Source organism: Nocardiopsis mangrovi (genome assembly GCF_042653925.1).
Classification (GTDB): Bacteria; Actinomycetota; Actinomycetes; order Streptosporangiales; family Streptosporangiaceae; genus Nocardiopsis_B; species Nocardiopsis_B mangrovi.
In genome coordinates this window covers 47,316-66,021 of the sequence record NZ_JBHSFQ010000037.1, presented here as the reverse complement: position 1 = coordinate 66,021, position 18,706 = coordinate 47,316, and the positions used below count along the sequence as shown (strand labels likewise).

Here is an 18,706-nt window from a genome sequence, read left to right as displayed (position 1 = left end):
CGGGCGCGGCGCCCGCGCCGCCCGCGACGTCCGCGCCACCAGAGGCGGGCGGGGCGGACGCGACGGACGGGACCGGTGCGGCCGCCGCGGCGCCGGCCGTCCCGCGGGACGCGCCCGATGACGCCGCCCCCGCCGGTGCCGCGGCCGCTCCCGGCCCCGATGAGAGCATCGGCACCCCCGCCACCGGCAACGGGGAGCACCCGCATCCGGCATCCTCGTAGGAGAAACCGGTGCGCACCCCCCGTACCCCCGACCTGCACCGGCCAGGTGAGGCCATGGCACGCTCATCCCGACCCTCCGACGAGCGACGCGGCCGCGGCCGCCGGACCGGCGCGACACTGGCCTCCGTCCTGGCACTGCTGGTGCTCGCCGTCGTCATCTCGGCACTGACCGGCGGAAACGTCCTCGACGTCCTCCGGGGCATCACCGGCGGCGACCAGCCGCCCTCCTCCTCGGCCCCCGATTCCGGGGGATCCGGCGGACCCGACGGCCCCTCGGACCTCACCGCCGCCGAGGCGCGCGACCTCCTCGACGGGCTGGAGGTCGCCGAGCCCCGGCCGCGCGGCGACTACGAGCGCTCGGAGTTCGGCCACTCATGGGTCGACACCGACGACAACGGCTGCTCGACCCGCCACGACATCCTCGCCCGCGACCTGGACGAGGTACGCGCCGACGCCGACTGCACGGTGCGCGAGGGCGTCCTCGACGACCCCTACACCGGCGAGCGCCTGGAGTTCAGCTCCGACGACCCGCAGGCCGTGCAGATCGACCACGTGGTCCCGCTGTCGCTGGCCTGGCGCATGGGCGCCGACGACTGGGACCGCGACCGGCGGGTGGAGTTCGCCAACGACCCCGGCAACCTCCTGGCCGCCGACGGCCCGGCCAACGGCCAGAAGAGCGACTCCGGCCCGGCGGACTGGCAGCCCTACGACGGCTTCCGGTGCGCGTACGCCATCGCCTACGTGGACGTCAGCCACCGCTACGAACTCGCCGTGTCCCAGGAGGACCACCACGCGCTCGGCGAGGGACTGGGCACCTGCGGCTGACCGGCGGCGCGGTACCGGCGGTGCGACACGCCGGGCCCGCGGCCCCGGCCGGATGTGGCCAGTTTCGCCGAACACGCCCCCCGGGCGGCGGGCCCGGGCGTCTACGGGATGCGGGTTTCGTCGGTGGCTCCGCCGTTTCCTGTATCGGCGCAGGTCAACGGGGGCGGTCCGGATTCCGGGGGGCCGCGGTGCCGGCACCGTCGGATGGGGCCCGAATGCGACCCGTGACCAGGGAGGAAGGACTCCGTGACCGAGGATCAGTATCATCTCCGTGACCACCGTTGACGCTCCGGGCGCACCGCGGCACCGGCTCCCCGATGCGCCCCCGTCTCCCCCACAGGGCGCAACCGGACGCCGCACCTCTTCGACGGAACGGGTTCACGATCACATGACCTCAGCGTCCCCTCCGTGCCGACCGAGATCCGCGAGCGCGGGGGAGGCGTCATGAGCCGCGACAACGGCGCGCCGCCGCACCGCGCACCCGTCGTCCTGGTGGTGTCCCCCGACGAACGCAGCGCCGAGGTCACCATCCAGGGCCACACACGGGTCGTCACGGGCGACAGCCCCAAGGAGACCCGCAACGCGGCCCTGGACCACGCGGCCGGCTACGCCGCGCACCTGGGGACCCCGGTGCTGATCAACGCCCGCGACGCCAACGGCGCCTGGCAGCTGATCATCAGCCCCACCGGCGTCGTGCGCGCCGCCGGCGGCACCGAGATCGAGATGGCCGCCAAGCGCGCGCCCGGCGCCGGCCGCCGCGGGCGCCGCGTCGTCCTGGTGACCGCGGGCGGGGCGCTGGCCATCGCGACGGTCGCGGGCATCGGCGTCGCCGCCGTGCAGATGCTGCCCGGCCTCACCCCCGCCACCCAGGTCGACAGCGGGGAGGACCCCGCCGTCACCCTGGAGGCCCGCTCGGCTCCCCCCGGGTTCACCACGCAGGCCGACTGGCGGCTGGCCACGCTGCCCGGCACCCGCCCGGGCGTCGCCGCCGACGGCAGCGCGGTGGCGTTCATCGACCCCGAGGAACGGATCACCGTGGCCGGCCCCGACGGCTCCACCCTCTGGTCGGCCGACCTCCCGCTGCCCGCGGGCGACATCGAGGGCGCGCCCACCTTCGTCGCCGACGCGCAGGGCGACCTCGGCCTGGCCGTTACGGGCAACGGCACCCTCTGGCAGTGGCCGGCGGGCGGCGGTGAACCCGCCGAGTTCGAGCTGCCCTCGGGCGCCCGCGTGACGTTCGCCGGCGCCAGCCCCCTCGTGCTGGGCGACGGTGCCGCACTGGTGCCCGACGACGGCGACCTGCGGCCCGTCGCCATCCCCAGCGGCTACGGCGCCATGCTCGCCGACCCCGGCCGGGTCCTCGCAGCCGTGCAGGACGGCCCCTGGCGGTGGGTGGGCCTGGACGGCGAGACCACCGAGGTCGAGCCCGAGACACCCGAGGGCGCCGACGACATCGCCGAAGTGCTGACCGCGCGCTCCGACCACGTGATCGTCCGCTGGTCCGCCGACGACGACCGGGAGGTCCTCGCGGTGCACGATTCCGCCGACGGCTCGGTCGTGGCCCAGACGCCCGTCGATCCCGCGCTCCTCGACGGCGCCAGGTGGCTGGCGAACGGGACCGTGGCCGCCTACGGGCCGGTGGTCGTCGACATCGGCGGCGGCTCCGCCACGGTCCTGGAGGGCTTCGCCCCCGCCAGCGCAGCGGCCGGCTTCGTCTACGGCGAGGCCGCCGGCGCCTCCATCGCGGTCGGACCCGATGCCGACCCCGTGAACCTCCCGGCCGACGTCGCGCGCCCCTGGGGCGTCATCGACGGCCGGGCGGTGGTCATCGCGGACGGCGATCTCTACGCCCTGTCCCCCGAATGATCGTTCCTTGCAGACCCTAGAAGAGAAGAGAGGAGCAGGATGTCCCGTACGAAGCGAGTGGTCACCGTGACCGCTGTCGCGCTGATGGGCGCGGGCTTCCACGTCGCCCCGGCGTTCGCCGACGGCCTCGCCGTGGTGCCGGAGGAATCCGCCCCCGCCCCGGTGACCGGAGCCCCGGCAGCGGTCGAGGCCCCGGCCGCCGAGACGCAGCCGATGCAGGCACCGGTGACCTCGGTGTTGGACGACGTCACCGACGCGCTGCCACTGGATCTCCCCGGCATCCCTACGCCCCCGCCCCAGGACCCCGATCCTGGCGATCCTGGTGACCCGGGCGATCCCGGTGACCCGGGCGATCCTGGTGACCCGGGTGACCCCGGTGACCCGGGCGATCCCGGTGACCCGGGCGACCCCGGCGACCCCGGCGATCCTGGTGACCCCGGTGACCCCGGTGACCCGGGCGACCCCGGCGATCCTGGTGACCCGGGTGACCCCGGTGACCCCGGTGACCCGGGCGATCCTGGCGACCCCGGCGAGCCTGGCGACCCCGGTGACCCCGGTGACCCCGGCGATCCTGGCGACCCCGGCGACCCCGGTGAGGGCGGCGACGACCAGAACCCCGGCGGCGACCGGGATGACCAGGCGGCCCCGGCCGGCGACGACACGCCGACCACCTCGGCCGACGACAGCGCCTCCGCTCCGGAGACGCTGCCCACCACGGGCGTGGACCTGTCGGGCTTCGTGCTCGGCGGGATGGTCGTCACGGGCCTCGGCGCCGTGACCCTCTACGCCACGCGGCGCCGCGCCCCGCAGGCGCTGTAGCACCCGCGGGCGCGACCCGGCCGCCCCGGACCGCGAGCACGCGGACCGGGGCGGCCGGCCGCTATACCGCCTGGGAACGCGCCGGGGCCGGGCGCAGGGCCGGCGCCAGCAGCGCGGCGATCACGGCGGACGCGGGGATCACCCACAGCCCCACGCCCAGCGAGGTCGCATCGGCGAGCGTACCGACCAGCGGGGGGAAGGCGAGGAAGCCCACCCGCGCCAGCCAGGCCACGACGGTCACGCCGTCGCCGCTGCGCACCCCCGGGATCTCGCCGGCCGCCGCGAGCCCCAGCGGGAACAGCGTCGCGACCCCGAGGCCCACCAGGCCGAAACCGGCGATGGCCGTCAACGGCGAGGGCACCAGCAGAGCGGCCGACAGCCCGAGCGCCGCCAGTAGCGTGCCGCAGCGCGCCACCGCGACCGCGCCGAACCGGTCGGTGAGCCGGTCGCCGGTGAGCCGCCCCAGCGTCATCAGCGCCTGGCAGGCCACGAACGGCAGGCCGGCGAGGAACAGCGGCGCGGCCAGTTCGTCGCGCGTGTACACCGCCCCCCACGACGCCGCGGAGTCCTCCGCGCCACCGGCCATCATCAGCAGCCCGCCCAGCGCGGCCATCAGGCCGATCGCCCGCCACGGGAGCCGCATCACCTCCCCGGGACCCGGGACGTGGCCGTCGGCGCGCTCCGCGTGCTCCGGGCCCGGCAGGAGGAGGCGCCAGGCCACGGCCGCGAGCCCGACCAGGACGATCGCGGCCCCCGAGAAGTGCGCCGCGATCGGTACGCCCAGGCCGGCCATCAGGGAGCCCACGAGGCCGCCGGAGACCGCCGCGATGCTCCATACCGCGTGGAACGTGTTGATGATGGTGCGTCCGTAGCGTCTCTGCACCCGCAGCCCGTGGGCGTTCATCGCCGCGTCCGTCCACGCGTCGGCGGTGCCGATGCCGAACAGCACCGCCGCGAGCACCCACCATTCCGGAGCGACGGCCACCAGCGGGAGCAGCAGTGCCCCGAGGATCCCCGTCGTCACCGCCGCCCGCCCGCTGCCGAACCGGGCGATGAACGGCCCGGCGAGCATGCCCAGCAGGATCGCACCGAGGGGCATCGCCGCGATCGCCGTTCCCAGGGCGGCGTTGGACAGGTCCAGCTGGTCCTTGATGGTCGGCAGCCACGGGACGACGTTGCTGTAGGTGAAGCCGTTCTGAAAGAAGAGGAGGCCGACCGCGAGACGGGCCCGCCTCGCCTCCCCGTCCGGGGCCGTCCGGTTCCGATCCAGTGCCACCGAGCCTCCATGTGATGAGTTCGTCCGCGACAGTGTTGCGGACGCCGTTCCGTCTGTGTAGCAAGGGGTTGCACGAGAACGAAGCGGTTTTCACATATGGTTTCTCCGGTCGTACGGATGTCCGATGCGCGGCATCCGGACCGTCCCGCCGGATCGGCCGCCCGACCCCTCACGACCTCGACTCCCGCCGGATCCCGCTCATCCCCTACGACGATCGGAGCCCCCCAACCGATGATCGACTTGAGCGCGCTGCGAGAGAAGCCGACCCTCACGGGCGACCGCGTCCGCCTGGTCCCGCTGACCGGCGAGCACACCGACGGCTTCTATGCGTCGACCCGCGACGAAGAGGTCCGCAGGCTCACCGGGCGGCACCGCAGGTTCAGCTACGAGGAGGTCCGCGACTGGTGCGCGACCCGCCGCACCCGGCCCGACCGGCTCGACCTCGCCATCATCGAGCTGCCCAGCGGCCGGTTCATGGGCGGGCTGTCGCTGGACGAGGTCGACCCCGACAACGAGAGCGCCGCCTACCGGATCGCGTTGTCGGCCATCGAGTTCACCGGCCACGGCCTGGGCCGCGAGGCCACCCGGCTGATCCTCTCCTACGCGTTCGACCGCGTCCGCCTGCACCGGGTCTGGCTGAACGTCTACGCCTTCAACATGCGCGCGATCGCGGTCTACCGGGCGTGCGGCTTCGCGGTGGAGGGCCGGCTGCGCGACGCCCTGCTCTGGGACGGCCGCCGGCACGACGCTCTGCTCATGGCGGTCATGGAGAACGAGTTCCGCAAGGCCATGCTGTGAGGCCGTCGCGGCGCCGCCCCGTCCAGGCCGAGATTTGCGATTTCGCGGGGTTGTTCCCGACGGCGAAGCGGGTATGCCGCTAGCACTTTGCGCCGACCGACGTCGAACGTCGCCGACCACCACGGGGAGGAGCGGTGCCGCCGCACCCGCCGCAGAGCGGACACGGCGCCGGACCAGCCATGAATCCGCTACCCGTTTCGCTGCCCTTCGCCGACCGCGACGAAGCCGGGCGCCTGCTCGCCGAGCGCGTCCGCCCCCTCGCCGTGACCGACCCCATCGCGCTCGCGCTCCCGCGCGGCGGCGTGCCCGTCGCCGCCGAACTCGCCCGCCATCTGCACATCCCCATGGACGTCCTGGTGGTGCGCAAGATCGGGCTGCCGGGGCACGAGGAGCTCGGGGTGGGCGCGCTCGGCGAGGACGGCCAGGTGAGCTTCGACGACGAGGCGCTGGCACGGCTGAACGTCTCGCGCGCGGCGCTCGAGAGCAGTGTCCAGGCCGAACGCGTCGAACTCGCCCGGCGGCTGGAGGTGTACCGGGGATCGAGGCCGGCACCGCGCCTCGCCGGCCGCGACGTCATCGTGGTCGACGACGGCGCGGCCACCGGCGGCACCGCCCGGGCCGCGCTGCGCACGGTCGCCCGGCACCGGCCCGCGCGGATCACCCTGGCCATCCCGGTCGGCGCGGGGCCGGCCGTGGAGATGCTGCGATCGGAGGCCGACCACACGGTGGTCCTGACCGTCCCGGCGAACTTCCAGGCGGTGGGGCAGTGGTACCAGGACTTCCGGCAGCTGTCCGACGACGACGTCACCACGGTCCTGTCCGACCTGCGCGGGCCCGAGAGCGCCGCTCTGGCCGAGCGCGCGGTGCGGATCCGCGCCGATGACGTCTACCTCGACGGCGAGCTGACCGTCCCCGAGGCGTCGCGCGGGGCCGCCGTGTTCGCCTTCGGCCGGGCGCGAGCCGACCCCCGCCACCGCGCGATCGCGGCCTCGCTGCGCGAGGCGGGGCAGGCCACGCTCCTGCTCGATCTGCTCACCGCCGACGAGGGGGAGCGCGAGAGCGATCAGGGCGACAGCGGGGTCACCGCTTCGGCGCTCGGCCGGCGGCTGGAGGCGGCCGTCCGGTGGCTGCGGCGCTCCACCGACGTCGCGCCGCGCCCGGTCGGGATGTTCGGGGCGGGGACCGCGGCCCCCGCCGCGCTGGAGGCGGCGGCGCGCTGCCCCGAGGACATCGCGGCGGTGGCCGTCCACGGCGGGCGCATCGACCTCGCCGATCAGGCACTGCCCGAGGTGCGCTCGCCCGTCCTCGTGCTCGTGCCCGGAACCGACTCCTTCGTGCGCGAGCTCGCCGAATGGGCCGTGGCCCGGCTGGCCGGGCCGCACGAGCTGCGGGTGGTCGCCGGTGCGGAGAACCTGCTGTCCGGGTCGGAGGAGTGGAGCCGGATCGGCGAGGCCGCCGCCGAATGGTTCGAACACCACCCGTGAGCGCGCACCGCAGCGGCCGCGCGGCCCCGCCGCATGGGCCGGAAAAACCCGCGGCGCCCTCGACGGGAATCGTCGGGGCGCCGCGGGTAAGACGTGGCCGGGGCCGCGGAAGGAACTGTTGTGCTGACGGTCTGCGCCGGCCGCTGTGAACCGAACCCGAGCGGGTGGATCAGGCGGCGTTGGCCCGGCGCATTCGACGGCGGCGCTCGGACGCGCGCTCGTCCTCGTTCAGGCCGCCCCAGGTGCCGTACTTCTCGGGTCGCGAGATCGCGTAGTCGAGACATTCGTTACGGACGGGGCACTGCCCACAGATCTCCTTGGCCTTGCGCTCGCGGATCTCCCGCTCCGGCTGGCGTTCGCCATCGGGACCGAAGAAGAGCACAAGGTCCTCGCCCCGGCACGCGGCGGCATCCTGCCACCCCCAGCTCGGGCGGGGGCGCAGCGCGGCCTGCCGACGTACCTGAGACATGGTTGAACCACCTCTACTGAAATCGCTAGTAAGCTGTTGCAAGACAGGGTCAGACAAAACTGGGTCAAGCAGCGCGAGCCACCCCGCACGAGCAAAACGCCGTGCAATGCTTCGGTGTTCCCTGGTGTGGTTGAGACCACGGCGGCGCAGATCCACCGAAGCCGGCGGGGGGCGCTCACGCGAACGGCTGGGGGAGGCGGATTCGCTCTCCCTGCGAGCCGGTACGTAATCATGCCATCCCCGCTCCCGATTGTGCACGGGGGCGGGGAAATTACTCGCTCAACCGTTACCGAAACCTGACGCCAAGTGACCTGAGTCTGCCCGGACGTCCGTTTTTCCGCGGGAAGCGCGAGATCCGGTGGGCAACCGGACGCGGTCCATCGTATGTGCCAACCCCCGTATTGCCTAGGGGTCCGATGCCCCTGATACGTGGATCACAGTGGATCACGCCGCTCAGGTGGCGCCGCCGGCCGTCAGACGTCGCGGCCCTCTCCCGGGGCCAGCCGGACGTAGTCGGCGGGCAGCATGTTGCCCATCAGCCCGCCGTAGACACCGCCCCCGGTCGGGCTCAGGAGCGCGTCGTGAATGGGGATCGCGGCGGCCGGGCCGACCGCGCGCACGTAGTCGATGACCTCCGACGCCTTCGACCACGGCGCCTGGACCGGCACCAGCAGCGTGCTCACCGGGTCCTCCGGCACGGTCAGGGCGTCGCCCGGGTGGAACACCCCGCCCCCGGGGGAGGCGATCCGGAAGCCGACGTTGGTGATGACCTCGATGTCGGGGTGGATGACGGCGTGCCGCTCACCGTAGACGTGGACGTCGAAGCCGGCGATGTCCGGAGTGTCGCCGTGGGCGACCTCGTGCACCCGGGCGCCCAGGTCGCGCAGCTCGCCGAGCCGCGCCGCGATCCCGGCGTGGGTGTAGACCTCCAGCCCGGGCCGGGCCCGTGCGGCGGCGCGCAGCCGGTCGAGGTCGAAGTGGTCGCCGTGCTCGTGGGTGACCGCCACGGCGTCGGCCCCGACCGCGGCGTCGGGCTCGCTGAAACCGCCGGGGTCGATGACCAGGGTCGCGCCGTCCTGTTCCAGGCGCACGCACGCATGTCCCAGTTTGGTGATCCGCACGGTCGTGATCCTATAGTCCCGGGCCCGCACCGGCGCGGACGCCGTCCCCTAAGGGAATGTTCCGGGGTCACGGAGCGGAACCCTGCTCCTACACTCGTCGTCCTAGGCAGGAGAAGCACCCGGGCGGGAGCCGTCCGGAAACGACCGATAGCGAAGGAAACGTGTCCGCCGTGGCGCTGCTGCGATTCATCCTGAACGTCATCTGGCTGTTCGTCGCCGGTTTCTGGCTGGCCGCCGGATACGCGCTCGCCGGCATCATCTGCTGCATCCTCATCGTCACCATCCCCTTCGGGATCGCGTCCTTCCGGAGCGCCAATTACGCACTCTGGCCTTTCGGGCGCGAAATGGCGCGCAACCCCGACGCGGGGAGCGGGAGCACGGTCCTCAACGTCATCTGGCTGATCGTCGCGGGCTGGTGGCTGGCCATCGGCCACATCGTCACGGCGGCGGGCCTGGCGGTCACCATCATCGGCATCCCCATGGCCTGGGCGTCGCTGAAGATGATCCCCATCGCGCTCGCGCCGTTCGGCAACGAGATCGTGCACAGCGACCGGCCCCGGGAGCCGTGGCAGTTCTGACGCCTCCGGCGACGCCGGGCCCGGTGTCGCCGATATCGGACAGGGCACGGGCCGAGTGGGTGAAAATGGGCGGGTCGCGCGGGCGGTCGTTCGCGCGGCACGCATGACGGAAAGGACGATCGAGGGGATGACGTGCGGGTGAACTGGCCGACATGGCCGAACGGATGGCACTGGCCTTTCGCGAAGCGGAAGGGGTCCGAACGCGCGGCCGTGGAACGGCCCGCGGAGGCCGCCGCGGTACCGGCCGAACCGGACCCTCCGGAACCGGAGGACGACCTGCTCGCCCGCATGGCGACGGCCAGTTGGCGCCTGCTGCTCATCACGGTGGTGATCGCCCTTGCGGTGTGGGCCCTGGTGTACGTGCGGGTGGTCACCCTCCCGCTGATCCTCGCGGTCTTCGTCACTGCGCTGCTGATGCCGGCGGCCAACTGGATGCGCCGCAAGGGGCTGGGCCGGGGCTCCTCCACGGCCCTCTCCATCATCGGCTCCCTCATCGTGCTCAGCGGGGTGGTCACGCTCATCGTGCAGCCCGCGATCTCGGGCATCGACGGGCTGGTCCAAAGCGTCGAGCAGGCGATCGACGGCCTGCCCGGCTATCTCCAGGCGTTCGGCCTGGACCCCCAGCTGGTCGACACCACCATCACCGCCGCCCAGCGCGAGGTCCAGTCGGCGCTCCAGGAGGACTGGTCCCAGTGGGTGAGCCAGGCGTGGGTGGCCGGCACCACCGTGCTGGAGATCCTGCTCGGCCTGATCCTGGTGATCGTGCTGACGGTCTACTTCGTCCACTCCGGTGACCGGCTGGTCGCGTGGGTGCTCTCGCTCTTCCCCGCCGGCAGCCGCCGCTCCCTGGGCACGGCGGGCGAGACCGCCTACGGGGTCATGGGGCGCTACGTGCGCGGCGTGGCGCTCGTCGGGTTCATCGACGCGGTCGGGATCGGCATCTTCCTGGTCTTCCTGATCGACCCCGCCCTCGCCATCCCGCTGATCGTGCTGACCTTCATCGGCGCCTTCCTCCCGGTCATCGGCGCCTTCCTGAGCGGCCTGCTGGCAGCCATGGTCGCGCTGGTCACCGAGGGGTGGATCATCGCCCTGGCGGTGGTCGCCGTGGTGCTCGTGGTCCAGCAGCTGGAGAGCCACGTCTTCGCACCGCGCGTCTACGGCGCGGCGCTCGACCTCCCCTCGCCGGTGGTGCTGCTCGGGATCACCCTCGGCGGCATCCTGGGCAACATACCGGGGATGTTCCTGGCGACGCCGGTCGTCGCGGTCATCGCCGCGCTCCTGCACGACCGACCCTCCGCCAAGCACGAGCGCGGCCCCGGCGCCGCCTCCGAGGCCGATTCCGGTCCGCCGCCCGGCGCCGGTCCCGAAGCGCGGGCCGCCGTCGGCGCCTCCGCGGCCACCGCCTCCTCCGCCGCCGAGCCCGCCGCGACGGCGCCGGCCCCGGCGGCGGCCGAGAACGGCACCGCGCCCGATACGGGCGCGGAGCCCGCGACGAAGCCCGCCGCCAAGAAGCCCGCGGCGAAGAAGGCCCCGCCGCGCAAGAAGTAGGCGCGGCGCGCGGGAGGCGGTGCCCGCTCAGCCCGAGCGGCGCCCATGGGGGCGCCGCCGGACCACCGACACGGCACCCCCGGGGCGCCGTGCCCGGCCAACCGCGGCCGGGCACGGCGCCCGCGGATATTTCCGCGCGGGTACACCGGGCAGGGGCTACCCTGGATCGGGTGCGCGTGATTTCGGGCTGATCGCCTCCGCGCCTTCGCCGGACCCCAGCTTCCGCCCGCCGTCCGGGAGCGATGCCCGCGCCGCGGCCGGTCCAGCCCGCCGCCGCTGCCGCACCCCTGCCGCCCCGCTCCCGAGAAAGTCGCTCCGCAATGCTGATCGCCCAAGACCTTGAACTACGCGTGGGATCCCGCCTGCTGCTGGAGCCCACGTCCTTCCGCGTGGCGGCCGGCGACCGGATCGGGCTGGTGGGCCGCAACGGTGCGGGCAAGACCACCATGACCAAGGTGCTCGCCGGCGAAGGCATCCCCGCCGCGGGCTCGGCCACCAGCGCGGGCACGATCGGGTACCTCCCGCAGGACCCGCGGGCGGCGAACCTGGAGGAGATCGCCCGCGACCGCGTCCTCTCGGCGCGCGGCATCGACGACACCCTGCGCCGGATGCGGGCCGCAGAGGACAAGATGACCAGCGACGACCCCAAGGTCCGCGACAAGGCCGTGCGCGCCTACGCCCGGGCCGAGGAGCACCTGCACGTCATGGGGGGCTATGCCGCCGAGTCCGAGGCCGCGTCGATCGCCAGCAGCCTGGGCCTGCCCGACCGCGTCCTCGGCCAGCCGCTGGGCACGCTTTCGGGCGGCCAGCGGCGCCGCGTCGAACTCGCCCGCATCCTGTTCAGCTCCGCCGACACGCTGCTGCTCGACGAGCCCACCAACCACCTCGACGGCGACTCCATCGTCTGGCTGCGCGACTTCCTCAAGTCGCACCAGGGCGGCCTGATCGTCATCAGCCACGATGTCGAGCTCGTCGAGGAGGTCGTCAACAAGGTCTTCTACCTCGACGCCAACCGCTGCGTCATCGACATCTACAACATGGGCTGGAAGGCCTACCAGGTCCAGCGCGAGGCCGACGAGCGCCGCAGACGCCGGGAACAGGCCAACGCCGAGAAGCAGGCGAGCGCGCTGCAGAAGCAGGCCGACCGCTTCCGGGCCAAGGCCACCAAGGCCAAAGCCGCCCAGCAGATGGCCAACCGCGCCGAGCGCATCCTCGGGTCGGTGCAGGGACAGCGCACCGCCGACCGTGTCGCCAAGCTGCGCTTCCCCGACCCCGCCCCGAGCGGCCGCACCCCGCTGATGGCCACCGGGCTGTCCAAGTCCTACGGGTCGCTGGAGATCTTCTCCGGTGTCGACCTCGCGATCGACCGCGGCAGCCGGGTGGTCATCCTCGGCCTCAACGGGGCCGGGAAGACCACCCTCCTGCGCCTGCTCTCCGGGGTCGAGAAGCCCGACACCGGCGAGGTCGTCGCAGGCCACGGCCTGCGCCTGGGCTACTACGCCCAGGAGCACGAGACCCTCGACACCGGCCGCAGCGTCCTGGAGAACATGATGAGCGCGGCGCCCGACCTCCCCGAGGTCGAGGCGCGGCGGACCCTGGGGTCGTTCCTGTTCACCGGCGACGACGTCGACAAGCCCGCGGGGGTGCTGTCGGGCGGGGAGAAGACCCGGCTGGCCCTGGCGACGCTGGTGGTCTCCAGCGCCAACGTCCTGCTGCTCGACGAGCCGACCAACAACCTCGATCCCGCCAGCCGTGAGGAGATCCTCAGCGCGCTGCGCAACTACAAAGGCGCCATCGTGCTCGTCACCCACGACGAAGGCGCGGTCGAGGCGCTCCAGCCCGAGCGCGTGATCCTGCTGCCCGACGGTGTCGAGGACATCTGGAACGTCGAGTTCGCCGACCTCATCACGCTCGCCTGACCCCCGGGGCGGCGGCACGTCCCCTAGAGGGGGACGCGCGGGCGCCGCGCCGGTTGCCACGGTGTCTCGACCAGGCCGGATTTTGTATCGTCCGAAATACGCTCAGCGCGCCCGCGCAACTGCGGTGCGTCGCTGACGGGTAGCCAGCCGCCTCCGCATGGCTGATCATGGGCAGCAATGTCGCTTTGATCACCGAGAGCACAGGAGGACGTCGTGGCCGAGACCCTGAAAAAGGGCACCCGGGTGACGGGAACCGAGCGTTCGGAACTCGCCACTGAGCTGAAGAGACGGTACGACGATGGGGAAAGCATCCGATCCCTGGCCGCAGCGACCGGGCGGTCCTACGGATTCGTGCACCGCCTCCTCACGGAGGCGGGCGTGACGTTGCGTGGTCGCGGCGGGGCCACGCGGCGCGGCTGACCATTGGTCCCGGCCCTCCAGGACACCCGCTCGCAGGGGATGGTTCGGTAGCGGGTCACGGTGGGTGATCGTCGACGGTGGACTCGACCGCGCCCGCTTTCCGGGCGCACGACGTACGGAGGCGGATGACGGTGGAGGCGGCGATCCCCACAGAGGACCAGTTGGCGGAGGCCGGGCTGCGGCTACGGGTGGCCGGCGGCGTCGCGACGATCACGCTGGCGCGGCCGGAGCGGCGCAATGCCATGACCGGGCGGACGTGGACGGTACTGGCCCATGTCGGCCAGACCCTGCCCGCATCTGTCCGAATTGTTGTGATTAAGGGTGAGGGGCCGTCGTTCTCGTCAGGGATCGACCTCGCCATGTTCGGTCCCGACGGGGTCGAAGGCGAGCCCTCGCTCATGGGGTACCTCGGCGCGGGACCCGGAGGCGAAGCCGCACTGGAGGCGGCGATCGCCGGGTACCAGGAAGGCTTCCTCTGGCTGCGCCGTCCCGGCATCGTCTCCATCGCCGCGGTGCGCGGCCATGCGATCGGCGCCGGGTTCCAGCTCGCGCTGGCGTGCGACCTCCGGGTGCTCGCCGACGACGCGCGGCTGTGCATGAAGGAGCCCGCCCTCGGCCTGGTCCCCGACCTCACGGGGACCAAGCCCCTGGTCGACATCGTCGGCCTCAGCCGGGCGATCGAGCTGTGCCTGACGGCGCGTAGCGTCTCCGCCTCTGAGGCGCGCGACCTCCGGCTGGCCGAATTGGTCGTCGACGGCGCGGACCTGGACCGCGCCGTCGACGACCTGGTGGCCGCTCTCCTGGCCACCCCGCCCGAGGCCGCCGCGGCGACCAAGGCACTGCTCCAGCAGGCCGTCGGCAGCGACCCGGCCGAGCAGGCCGCCCGCGAGCGGCGCGCCCAGGTGGCCCGCCTCACGGCCCTCGCCCGCCAGGGCGCTCCGGGCGCTTCGGGTCCCCCCGCAGGCTGAGCAGGGTGCGGGCCCGCGGCGAGGCGGGGATCACCGGGGGAATTTCCCGCCTCCCGTCCCCGTTGGCTATCGATGTCTAGTACCCTGCTGAAGGCGGTCAATTCATGCTGCGCGCATCCGGCGCGCCGGGCCGCTTGGCGCCGGGGGAGCTTCAATCGCCGCCCCCGTGTCGCGTATCCGGCGCGTTTGTGTGATTTCTTCGCTGTGCCCGAGTGGCCGTGGAGCCTTCTTCGAGACGCCGCCGATTGATGAGGAAGGTTTACGTCACTTGACGGATAATCCTGCATGTCCGGTTTTCGGTGATCTCGGACTCCCCGAGAAGATCGTCGAGAAGCTGGCGCAGAGCGGCGTCACCACCCCGTTCCCGATCCAGGCCGCCACGATCCCCGATGCCCTCGCGGGCCGCGACGTGCTCGGCTGCGGCCGCACCGGGTCGGGCAAGACGCTGGCCTTCGGGCTCCCGCTGCTGGTGCGCGCCGGCGAGCGCCGCGCCGCCCCGCGCCGTCCCCGCTCCCTGGTGCTGGTCCCCACGCGCGAGCTCGCCCACCAGGTCCGCGATGCCCTGCTGCCCTACGCCCGTGTCCTGGGCGTGAACGTCGGCGACGTCGTCGGCGGCAGCTCCTACACCCGCCAGATCAACGAGCTGCGCCGCGGCGTCGAGGTGCTCGTCGCCACGCCCGGCCGCCTCAGCGACCTCATCGAGCAGGGCGCCTGCGAGCTCGACGACGTCGGCATCTCGGTGCTCGACGAAGCCGACCAGATGTGCGACATGGGCTTCATGCCGCAGGTCAGCGAGCTGCTCGACCAGGTGCGCCCGGGCGGGCAGACGCTGCTGTTCTCGGCCACCCTCGACGGCGACGTCGACAAGCTGGTGCGCCGGTACATGAACGAGCCGCAGACCCACTCGGTCGACCCGCCGGTCTCGCACGTCACCACCATGGAGCACCACCTGCTCAAGGTGCTGCCCCGCGACAAGAACCGGATCGTCACCGAGATCGCCGCGCGCGACGGCCGGACCATCCTGTTCGTGCGCAGCAAGTACCGCGCCGACACCATCAGCGAGCAGCTGGTCAACGCCGGCGTCCCGGCCGCGTCCCTGCACGGCGGCAAGACGCAGAGCGTGCGCACCAAGACGCTCGCGAAGTTCCGCGAGGGCCGCATCCAGGCCCTGGTCGCCACCGACGTCGCCGCCCGCGGCATCCACGTCGACGGCATCGACCTGGTCGTCAACGTCGACCTGCCCACCGGCCACAAGGACTACCTGCACCGCGGCGGGCGCACCGCCCGCGCCGGCGAGTCCGGCCGCGTGGTCTCCCTGGTGGCGCCCAACCAGCGCCGCATGGCGCGCCGCCTGCTGGGCGACGCGGGCGTCGACGCCAAGCAGCACCTGGTCAACCCGGGCGATGAACTGCTGTCCGAGGTCACCGGGGCCCGCGAGCCCTCGTGGGAGCCGTGGATCGAGCCCCCGGAGCCCGAGCGCCCGCGCCGCGGACGCGGCAACGGCGGTCCCCGCCAGCGCCGAAACGGCTACGGCGGCGGGCGTCCGCGGGGGGAGCGCCGCTCCTTCGGCGAGCGCGACGACCGCCGGGGCCGCGAAGGCGGCGGCGAGTTCCGCGCCCGCGAGCAGCGTGGTGAGCAGGGCCGCCGGTTCGACGGCGAGCGCCGCCCGTACCGCGACGACGCCCGCGGCGGAGCCCCCCGGGGCGGCGGCCGCGGAGGCTACAGGGGCGACCGCCAGGGATCCGGCGCGCCGCGCTCCTGACCGGGCCGACCCGAGCACACCCGCCGGGCGGCCGCCGCGGAACCCCGCGGCGGCCGCCCGGCGGCGTCGTATCCGGGGGCGGCCACGCGTTCCCGGCAGCGGGGTGCGGCACCGCGCCTTCGATAGCATGAGCCGGTGTTCAGCGCAGCGCAGGACCCCCGCGGCGATGCCGAGCCCGTCCCCCTCACCGGCGAGCGCGTCAGCCTGCGCCCCTGGGAGCCGGGCGACGGCCCCGAGCTCAACCGGATCGTGGCCCTGCCCGAGGTCTGGCGCTGGTGGAACGGGGAGGACTTCACCGCGCCCGCCGACCATGCCCGGCGCTATGTGGTGCTGGTCGACTCCGCCGTGCGCGGGATGATCCAGTTCTACGAGGAGAGCGAGCCCGGCTACCGGCACGCGGGGATCGACCTCTTCATCGACCCCGCGCTGCGCGGGCGCGGGCTGGGCGTCGACGCGATCCGGCTGCTCGCCGGCTGGCTGTTCACCGAGCGGGGCCACCACCGGCTGGTCATCGACCCCGCCCTGGGCAACGACGCCGCCGTGCGCGCCTACGAGAAGGCGGGCTTCCGCCGCGTCGGCGTGCTGCGCGAGTACTGGCTCGACCACGTCGACGGCGCCTGGCGCGACGGCCTCCTCATGGACCTCCTCCGCAGCGACCCCGCCGCGGCCGGGCCGGCGCGGGGCTGAGCGCCCGGCGCCGCGGCCCGGGGGCCGCCTCCCCGGTCACGGGGAGCCGCGGCTCAGCGTGTGCAGGTGCAGGGCGATCCGGACCTCCAGTTCCCCGCCGGGGGCGTTCCAGTCCGCCCCGAGGAGGTCGGCGACGCGGTCGAGGCGCTGCGACACCGTATTGACATGGACGTGCAGGGCCGCCGCGGTGCGCCCGAGGTTGCGCCCCCGGGCGAAGTACTCCTCCAGGGTGCGCCGCAGCTCCGTCGACCGGCGGGCGTCGTAGTCCAGCACCGGGCCGAGGGTGCGCCGGACATAGCCCGCCAGGTCGTGACCCTCGCCCAGCAGCAGGCCGGCGAACCCCAGGTCGGCGATTGCCGCGCCGCGCCCCTCCAGGCCCAGGGCGTGCATCGCCCGCATGCACCGGTCGGCGTCGGCGTGGGCGCCGGGGACCGCCGGCGGCCCGCACGCCGGCCCGCCGCCGGCGACGGTCACCCGCCCGCCGGCGTGGGCGGCGAGCTCGTCGCGGATGCGCCGCGCGGCCGCCGACGCGTCGGACCCGGGGACGACCAGCACGACGTGGTCCCGGTCCTGCCCGCTGAGCCCGCCCGCGGCGGAGGCCACCCGGCGGGCGCACTCGGCCAGCCGCGCCCGGGGGACCCCGGGCGCGTGCGCCAGCAGCACGCAGTGGTCCGCGTCGAGGTCGACCCCCAGGCGGCGGGCGCGTGCCGACAGCGCGCCGGGGTCGCGCCCGTTGCCCAGCACGAGGTCGCCGACGAGCTCGCCGCGGACCCGGTCCTCGGCCTCCGCCGCGGAGCGGCGCAGCAGCAGGAGCAGCGCGGTGACGACCCCCGCCCGCTCGAACATCCGGCGGTCGGCGTCGTCCAGGTCGGGGCGGCCCGTCAGCAGCAGGCCGCCCAGCGGCTGGGGCCCGGCCGACAGCGCGTACACCCACGTTCCGTCCTGGGCCACGGCCCGGCGCTCCTCGCGCGACCGGCGCACGGCGTCGGCCATCGGGGCGGCCGGGGCGAGGCCCGCGCACGCCAGGACGCGGCCGTCGGGGTCGGTGACGGTGACCCCGCCGCCCAGCACCGCTCCGACGTCGGTCGCCACATCGATGGGGCCGGCCCCGCGCAGCACGAGTCCGGTGAGGCGGTCGTGCGCGGCCTCGGCGCGCTGGATCGCGGCGTGGGTGGCCCGCAGGCCGGCGTGCGCGCGGTTGCGTTCGTCCAGGGCCGCGCGGGTCTCGGCCAGGAGCTTGGTGCTGTCGATGGCGATGGCGGCGTGCGCCGCCAGGGACGACAGCAGTGCCACCTCGTCGGGGGTGAACGTGCGCGCCGCCCGGTCGGCGGCGAACAGCACGCCGATCACCCGCTCGCCGGACAGCAGCAGCGGCACCCCGAGGATCGCGACCAGCCCTTCATCGGCCACGCCCGCGTCGATGGTCCCCGTGTGGGCGAACCGCTCGTCGCTGAGGTAGTCGGCGCTCGCGTAGGGAGCGGCGGTCTCGGCGACCAGTCCGCCCAGTCCCGCCCCGTAGTCCAGGCGCAGTCGCTGGAACAGCGGGGACACCGACCCGTCGGTCACCCGCATGAAGGTGTCGCCCCGCTCCTCGTCGTCCAGCGTGAGGTAGGCGGTGTCGGTCCCCAGCAGGTGGCGGGCCCGGTGCACGATCGCGTGCAGCACGCCGTCGAGGTCGCGGGAGGCGGCGAGGTCGCCGGACGTCTCGAACAGGGCCGTCAGCTGGGCCTCGCGGCGGCGGTGCTGGGCCAGCCTGCCGTGCAGCCGCAGCGCCACGAGGGTCGCGGCCTCCACCTCGGCGACCTCCTCGGGCGCGGCGGCCTGCGCCCGCAGCAGGGCGGCCGGCCCCCCGAACCCCTCCACCGGCGCACTGCCGTCGAGGAGGTCGAGGAGCCGGCGCATCGCGGCGAGGGAGGAGGCGTTCATGCCGCCGATCGTCGCATGC

General features: G+C 73.9%; 16 protein-coding genes and 1 pseudogene. 13 read left to right on the top strand and 4 right to left on the bottom strand.

Going from position 1 to position 18,706, the window contains the following annotated elements:
* From ACFO4E_RS26565 to ACFO4E_RS26550, 4 genes and pseudogenes are all read left to right on the top strand, one after another.
* Positions 1–221 (top strand): annotated as a pseudogene (locus ACFO4E_RS26565) (hypothetical protein); the annotation flags it as partial.
* A gap of 54 nt (positions 222–275) precedes the next feature.
* Positions 276–1,046: an HNH endonuclease family protein gene (locus ACFO4E_RS26560; protein WP_378579392.1), complete on the top strand. Its 771-nt coding sequence runs from the start codon at positions 276–278 to the stop codon at positions 1,044–1,046.
* 408 nt (positions 1,047–1,454) lie between these two features.
* Positions 1,455–2,912 carry a hypothetical protein gene (locus ACFO4E_RS26555; RefSeq protein WP_378579390.1) on the top strand — a complete coding sequence of 486 codons (1,458 nt, stop codon included), beginning with the start codon at positions 1,455–1,457 and terminating at the stop codon, positions 2,910–2,912.
* A gap of 39 nt (positions 2,913–2,951) precedes the next feature.
* Positions 2,952–3,731: a hypothetical protein gene (locus ACFO4E_RS26550; protein WP_378579388.1), complete on the top strand. Its 780-nt coding sequence runs from the start codon at positions 2,952–2,954 to the stop codon at positions 3,729–3,731.
* Between the two features lie 61 nt (positions 3,732–3,792).
* On the opposite strand, the gene ACFO4E_RS26545 is transcribed toward ACFO4E_RS26550, so the two are convergent.
* Complete coding sequence (locus ACFO4E_RS26545; protein WP_378579386.1) at positions 3,793–5,007, bottom strand: MFS transporter; 1,215 nt, start codon at positions 5,005–5,007, stop codon at positions 3,793–3,795.
* Positions 5,008–5,238: 231 nt separating this feature from the next.
* Here ACFO4E_RS26545 and ACFO4E_RS26540 point away from each other — a divergent pair, with 231 nt between their 5' ends.
* Both ACFO4E_RS26540 and ACFO4E_RS26535 read left to right on the top strand, forming a co-directional pair.
* The gene (locus ACFO4E_RS26540) at positions 5,239–5,805 is read left to right on the top strand and encodes a GNAT family N-acetyltransferase (RefSeq protein WP_378579384.1); all 567 of its coding nucleotides are present in this window, start codon (positions 5,239–5,241) and stop codon (positions 5,803–5,805) included.
* A gap of 179 nt (positions 5,806–5,984) precedes the next feature.
* On the top strand, positions 5,985–7,289 hold the full coding sequence (locus tag ACFO4E_RS26535; RefSeq protein ID WP_378579382.1) for a phosphoribosyltransferase family protein: 1,305 nt from the start codon (positions 5,985–5,987) through the stop codon (positions 7,287–7,289).
* A gap of 169 nt (positions 7,290–7,458) precedes the next feature.
* Here ACFO4E_RS26535 and ACFO4E_RS26530 read toward each other — a convergent pair whose 3' ends face one another.
* Positions 7,459–7,758 carry a WhiB family transcriptional regulator gene (locus ACFO4E_RS26530; RefSeq protein WP_378535121.1) on the bottom strand — a complete coding sequence of 100 codons (300 nt, stop codon included), beginning with the start codon at positions 7,756–7,758 and terminating at the stop codon, positions 7,459–7,461.
* 473 nt (positions 7,759–8,231) lie between these two features.
* Entirely contained in the window at positions 8,232–8,879 is a 648-nt protein-coding gene (locus ACFO4E_RS26525) for an MBL fold metallo-hydrolase (RefSeq protein WP_378579380.1), read from the bottom strand.
* A 170-nt stretch (positions 8,880–9,049) separates the two neighbouring features.
* On the opposite strand from ACFO4E_RS26525, the gene ACFO4E_RS26520 reads away from it, so the two are divergent.
* The 7 genes from ACFO4E_RS26520 to ACFO4E_RS26490 all read left to right on the top strand — a co-directional run bounded on the left by ACFO4E_RS26520 (position 9,050) and on the right by ACFO4E_RS26490 (position 16,761).
* The gene (locus ACFO4E_RS26520; protein WP_378579378.1) at positions 9,050–9,457 is read left to right on the top strand and encodes a YccF domain-containing protein; all 408 of its coding nucleotides are present in this window, start codon (positions 9,050–9,052) and stop codon (positions 9,455–9,457) included.
* Between the two features lie 210 nt (positions 9,458–9,667).
* Positions 9,668–11,005 carry an AI-2E family transporter gene (locus ACFO4E_RS26515; protein ID WP_378579376.1) on the top strand — a complete coding sequence of 446 codons (1,338 nt, stop codon included), beginning with the start codon at positions 9,668–9,670 and terminating at the stop codon, positions 11,003–11,005.
* A gap of 320 nt (positions 11,006–11,325) precedes the next feature.
* Complete coding sequence (locus tag ACFO4E_RS26510; protein ID WP_378579374.1) at positions 11,326–12,924, top strand: ABC-F family ATP-binding cassette domain-containing protein; 1,599 nt, start codon at positions 11,326–11,328, stop codon at positions 12,922–12,924.
* 213 nt (positions 12,925–13,137) lie between these two features.
* Positions 13,138–13,344, top strand: coding sequence for a helix-turn-helix domain-containing protein (locus ACFO4E_RS26505; RefSeq protein ID WP_378535129.1), 207 nt, complete (start codon positions 13,138–13,140; stop codon positions 13,342–13,344).
* A gap of 125 nt (positions 13,345–13,469) precedes the next feature.
* Positions 13,470–14,312 (top strand): enoyl-CoA hydratase/isomerase family protein, encoded by an 843-nt coding sequence (locus ACFO4E_RS26500; protein WP_378579372.1) that lies wholly within the window; start codon positions 13,470–13,472, stop codon positions 14,310–14,312.
* Positions 14,313–14,580: 268 nt separating this feature from the next.
* Positions 14,581–16,074, top strand: a complete 1,494-nt coding sequence (locus tag ACFO4E_RS26495; protein ID WP_378579367.1) for a DEAD/DEAH box helicase — start codon at positions 14,581–14,583, stop codon at positions 16,072–16,074.
* Positions 16,075–16,209: 135 nt separating this feature from the next.
* The gene (locus tag ACFO4E_RS26490; RefSeq protein ID WP_378579365.1) at positions 16,210–16,761 is read left to right on the top strand and encodes a GNAT family N-acetyltransferase; all 552 of its coding nucleotides are present in this window, start codon (positions 16,210–16,212) and stop codon (positions 16,759–16,761) included.
* A 36-nt stretch (positions 16,762–16,797) separates the two neighbouring features.
* On the opposite strand, the gene ACFO4E_RS26485 is transcribed toward ACFO4E_RS26490, so the two are convergent.
* Positions 16,798–18,687: a helix-turn-helix domain-containing protein gene (locus tag ACFO4E_RS26485; protein WP_378579363.1), complete on the bottom strand. Its 1,890-nt coding sequence runs from the start codon at positions 18,685–18,687 to the stop codon at positions 16,798–16,800.
* Between the last annotated feature and the right edge of the window lie 19 nt (positions 18,688–18,706).

Bases quoted from the DNA above. Each gene is read 5' to 3' on its own strand.
- ACFO4E_RS26560 (WP_378579392.1), top strand. From the start codon at position 276: ATGGCACGCTCATCCCGACCCTCCGACGAGCGACGCGGCCGCGGCCGC.
- ACFO4E_RS26550 (WP_378579388.1), top strand. From the start codon at position 2,952: ATGTCCCGTACGAAGCGAGTGGTCACCGTGACCGCTGTCGCGCTGATG.
- ACFO4E_RS26540 (WP_378579384.1), top strand. From the start codon at position 5,239: ATGATCGACTTGAGCGCGCTGCGAGAGAAGCCGACCCTCACGGGCGAC.
- ACFO4E_RS26535 (WP_378579382.1), top strand. From the start codon at position 5,985: ATGAATCCGCTACCCGTTTCGCTGCCCTTCGCCGACCGCGACGAAGCC.
- ACFO4E_RS26530 (WP_378535121.1), bottom strand. From the start codon at position 7,758: ATGTCTCAGGTACGTCGGCAGGCCGCGCTGCGCCCCCGCCCGAGCTGG.
- ACFO4E_RS26510 (WP_378579374.1), top strand. From the start codon at position 11,326: ATGCTGATCGCCCAAGACCTTGAACTACGCGTGGGATCCCGCCTGCTG.
- ACFO4E_RS26500 (WP_378579372.1), top strand. From the start codon at position 13,470: ATGACGGTGGAGGCGGCGATCCCCACAGAGGACCAGTTGGCGGAGGCC.
- ACFO4E_RS26485 (WP_378579363.1), bottom strand. From the start codon at position 18,687: ATGAACGCCTCCTCCCTCGCCGCGATGCGCCGGCTCCTCGACCTCCTC.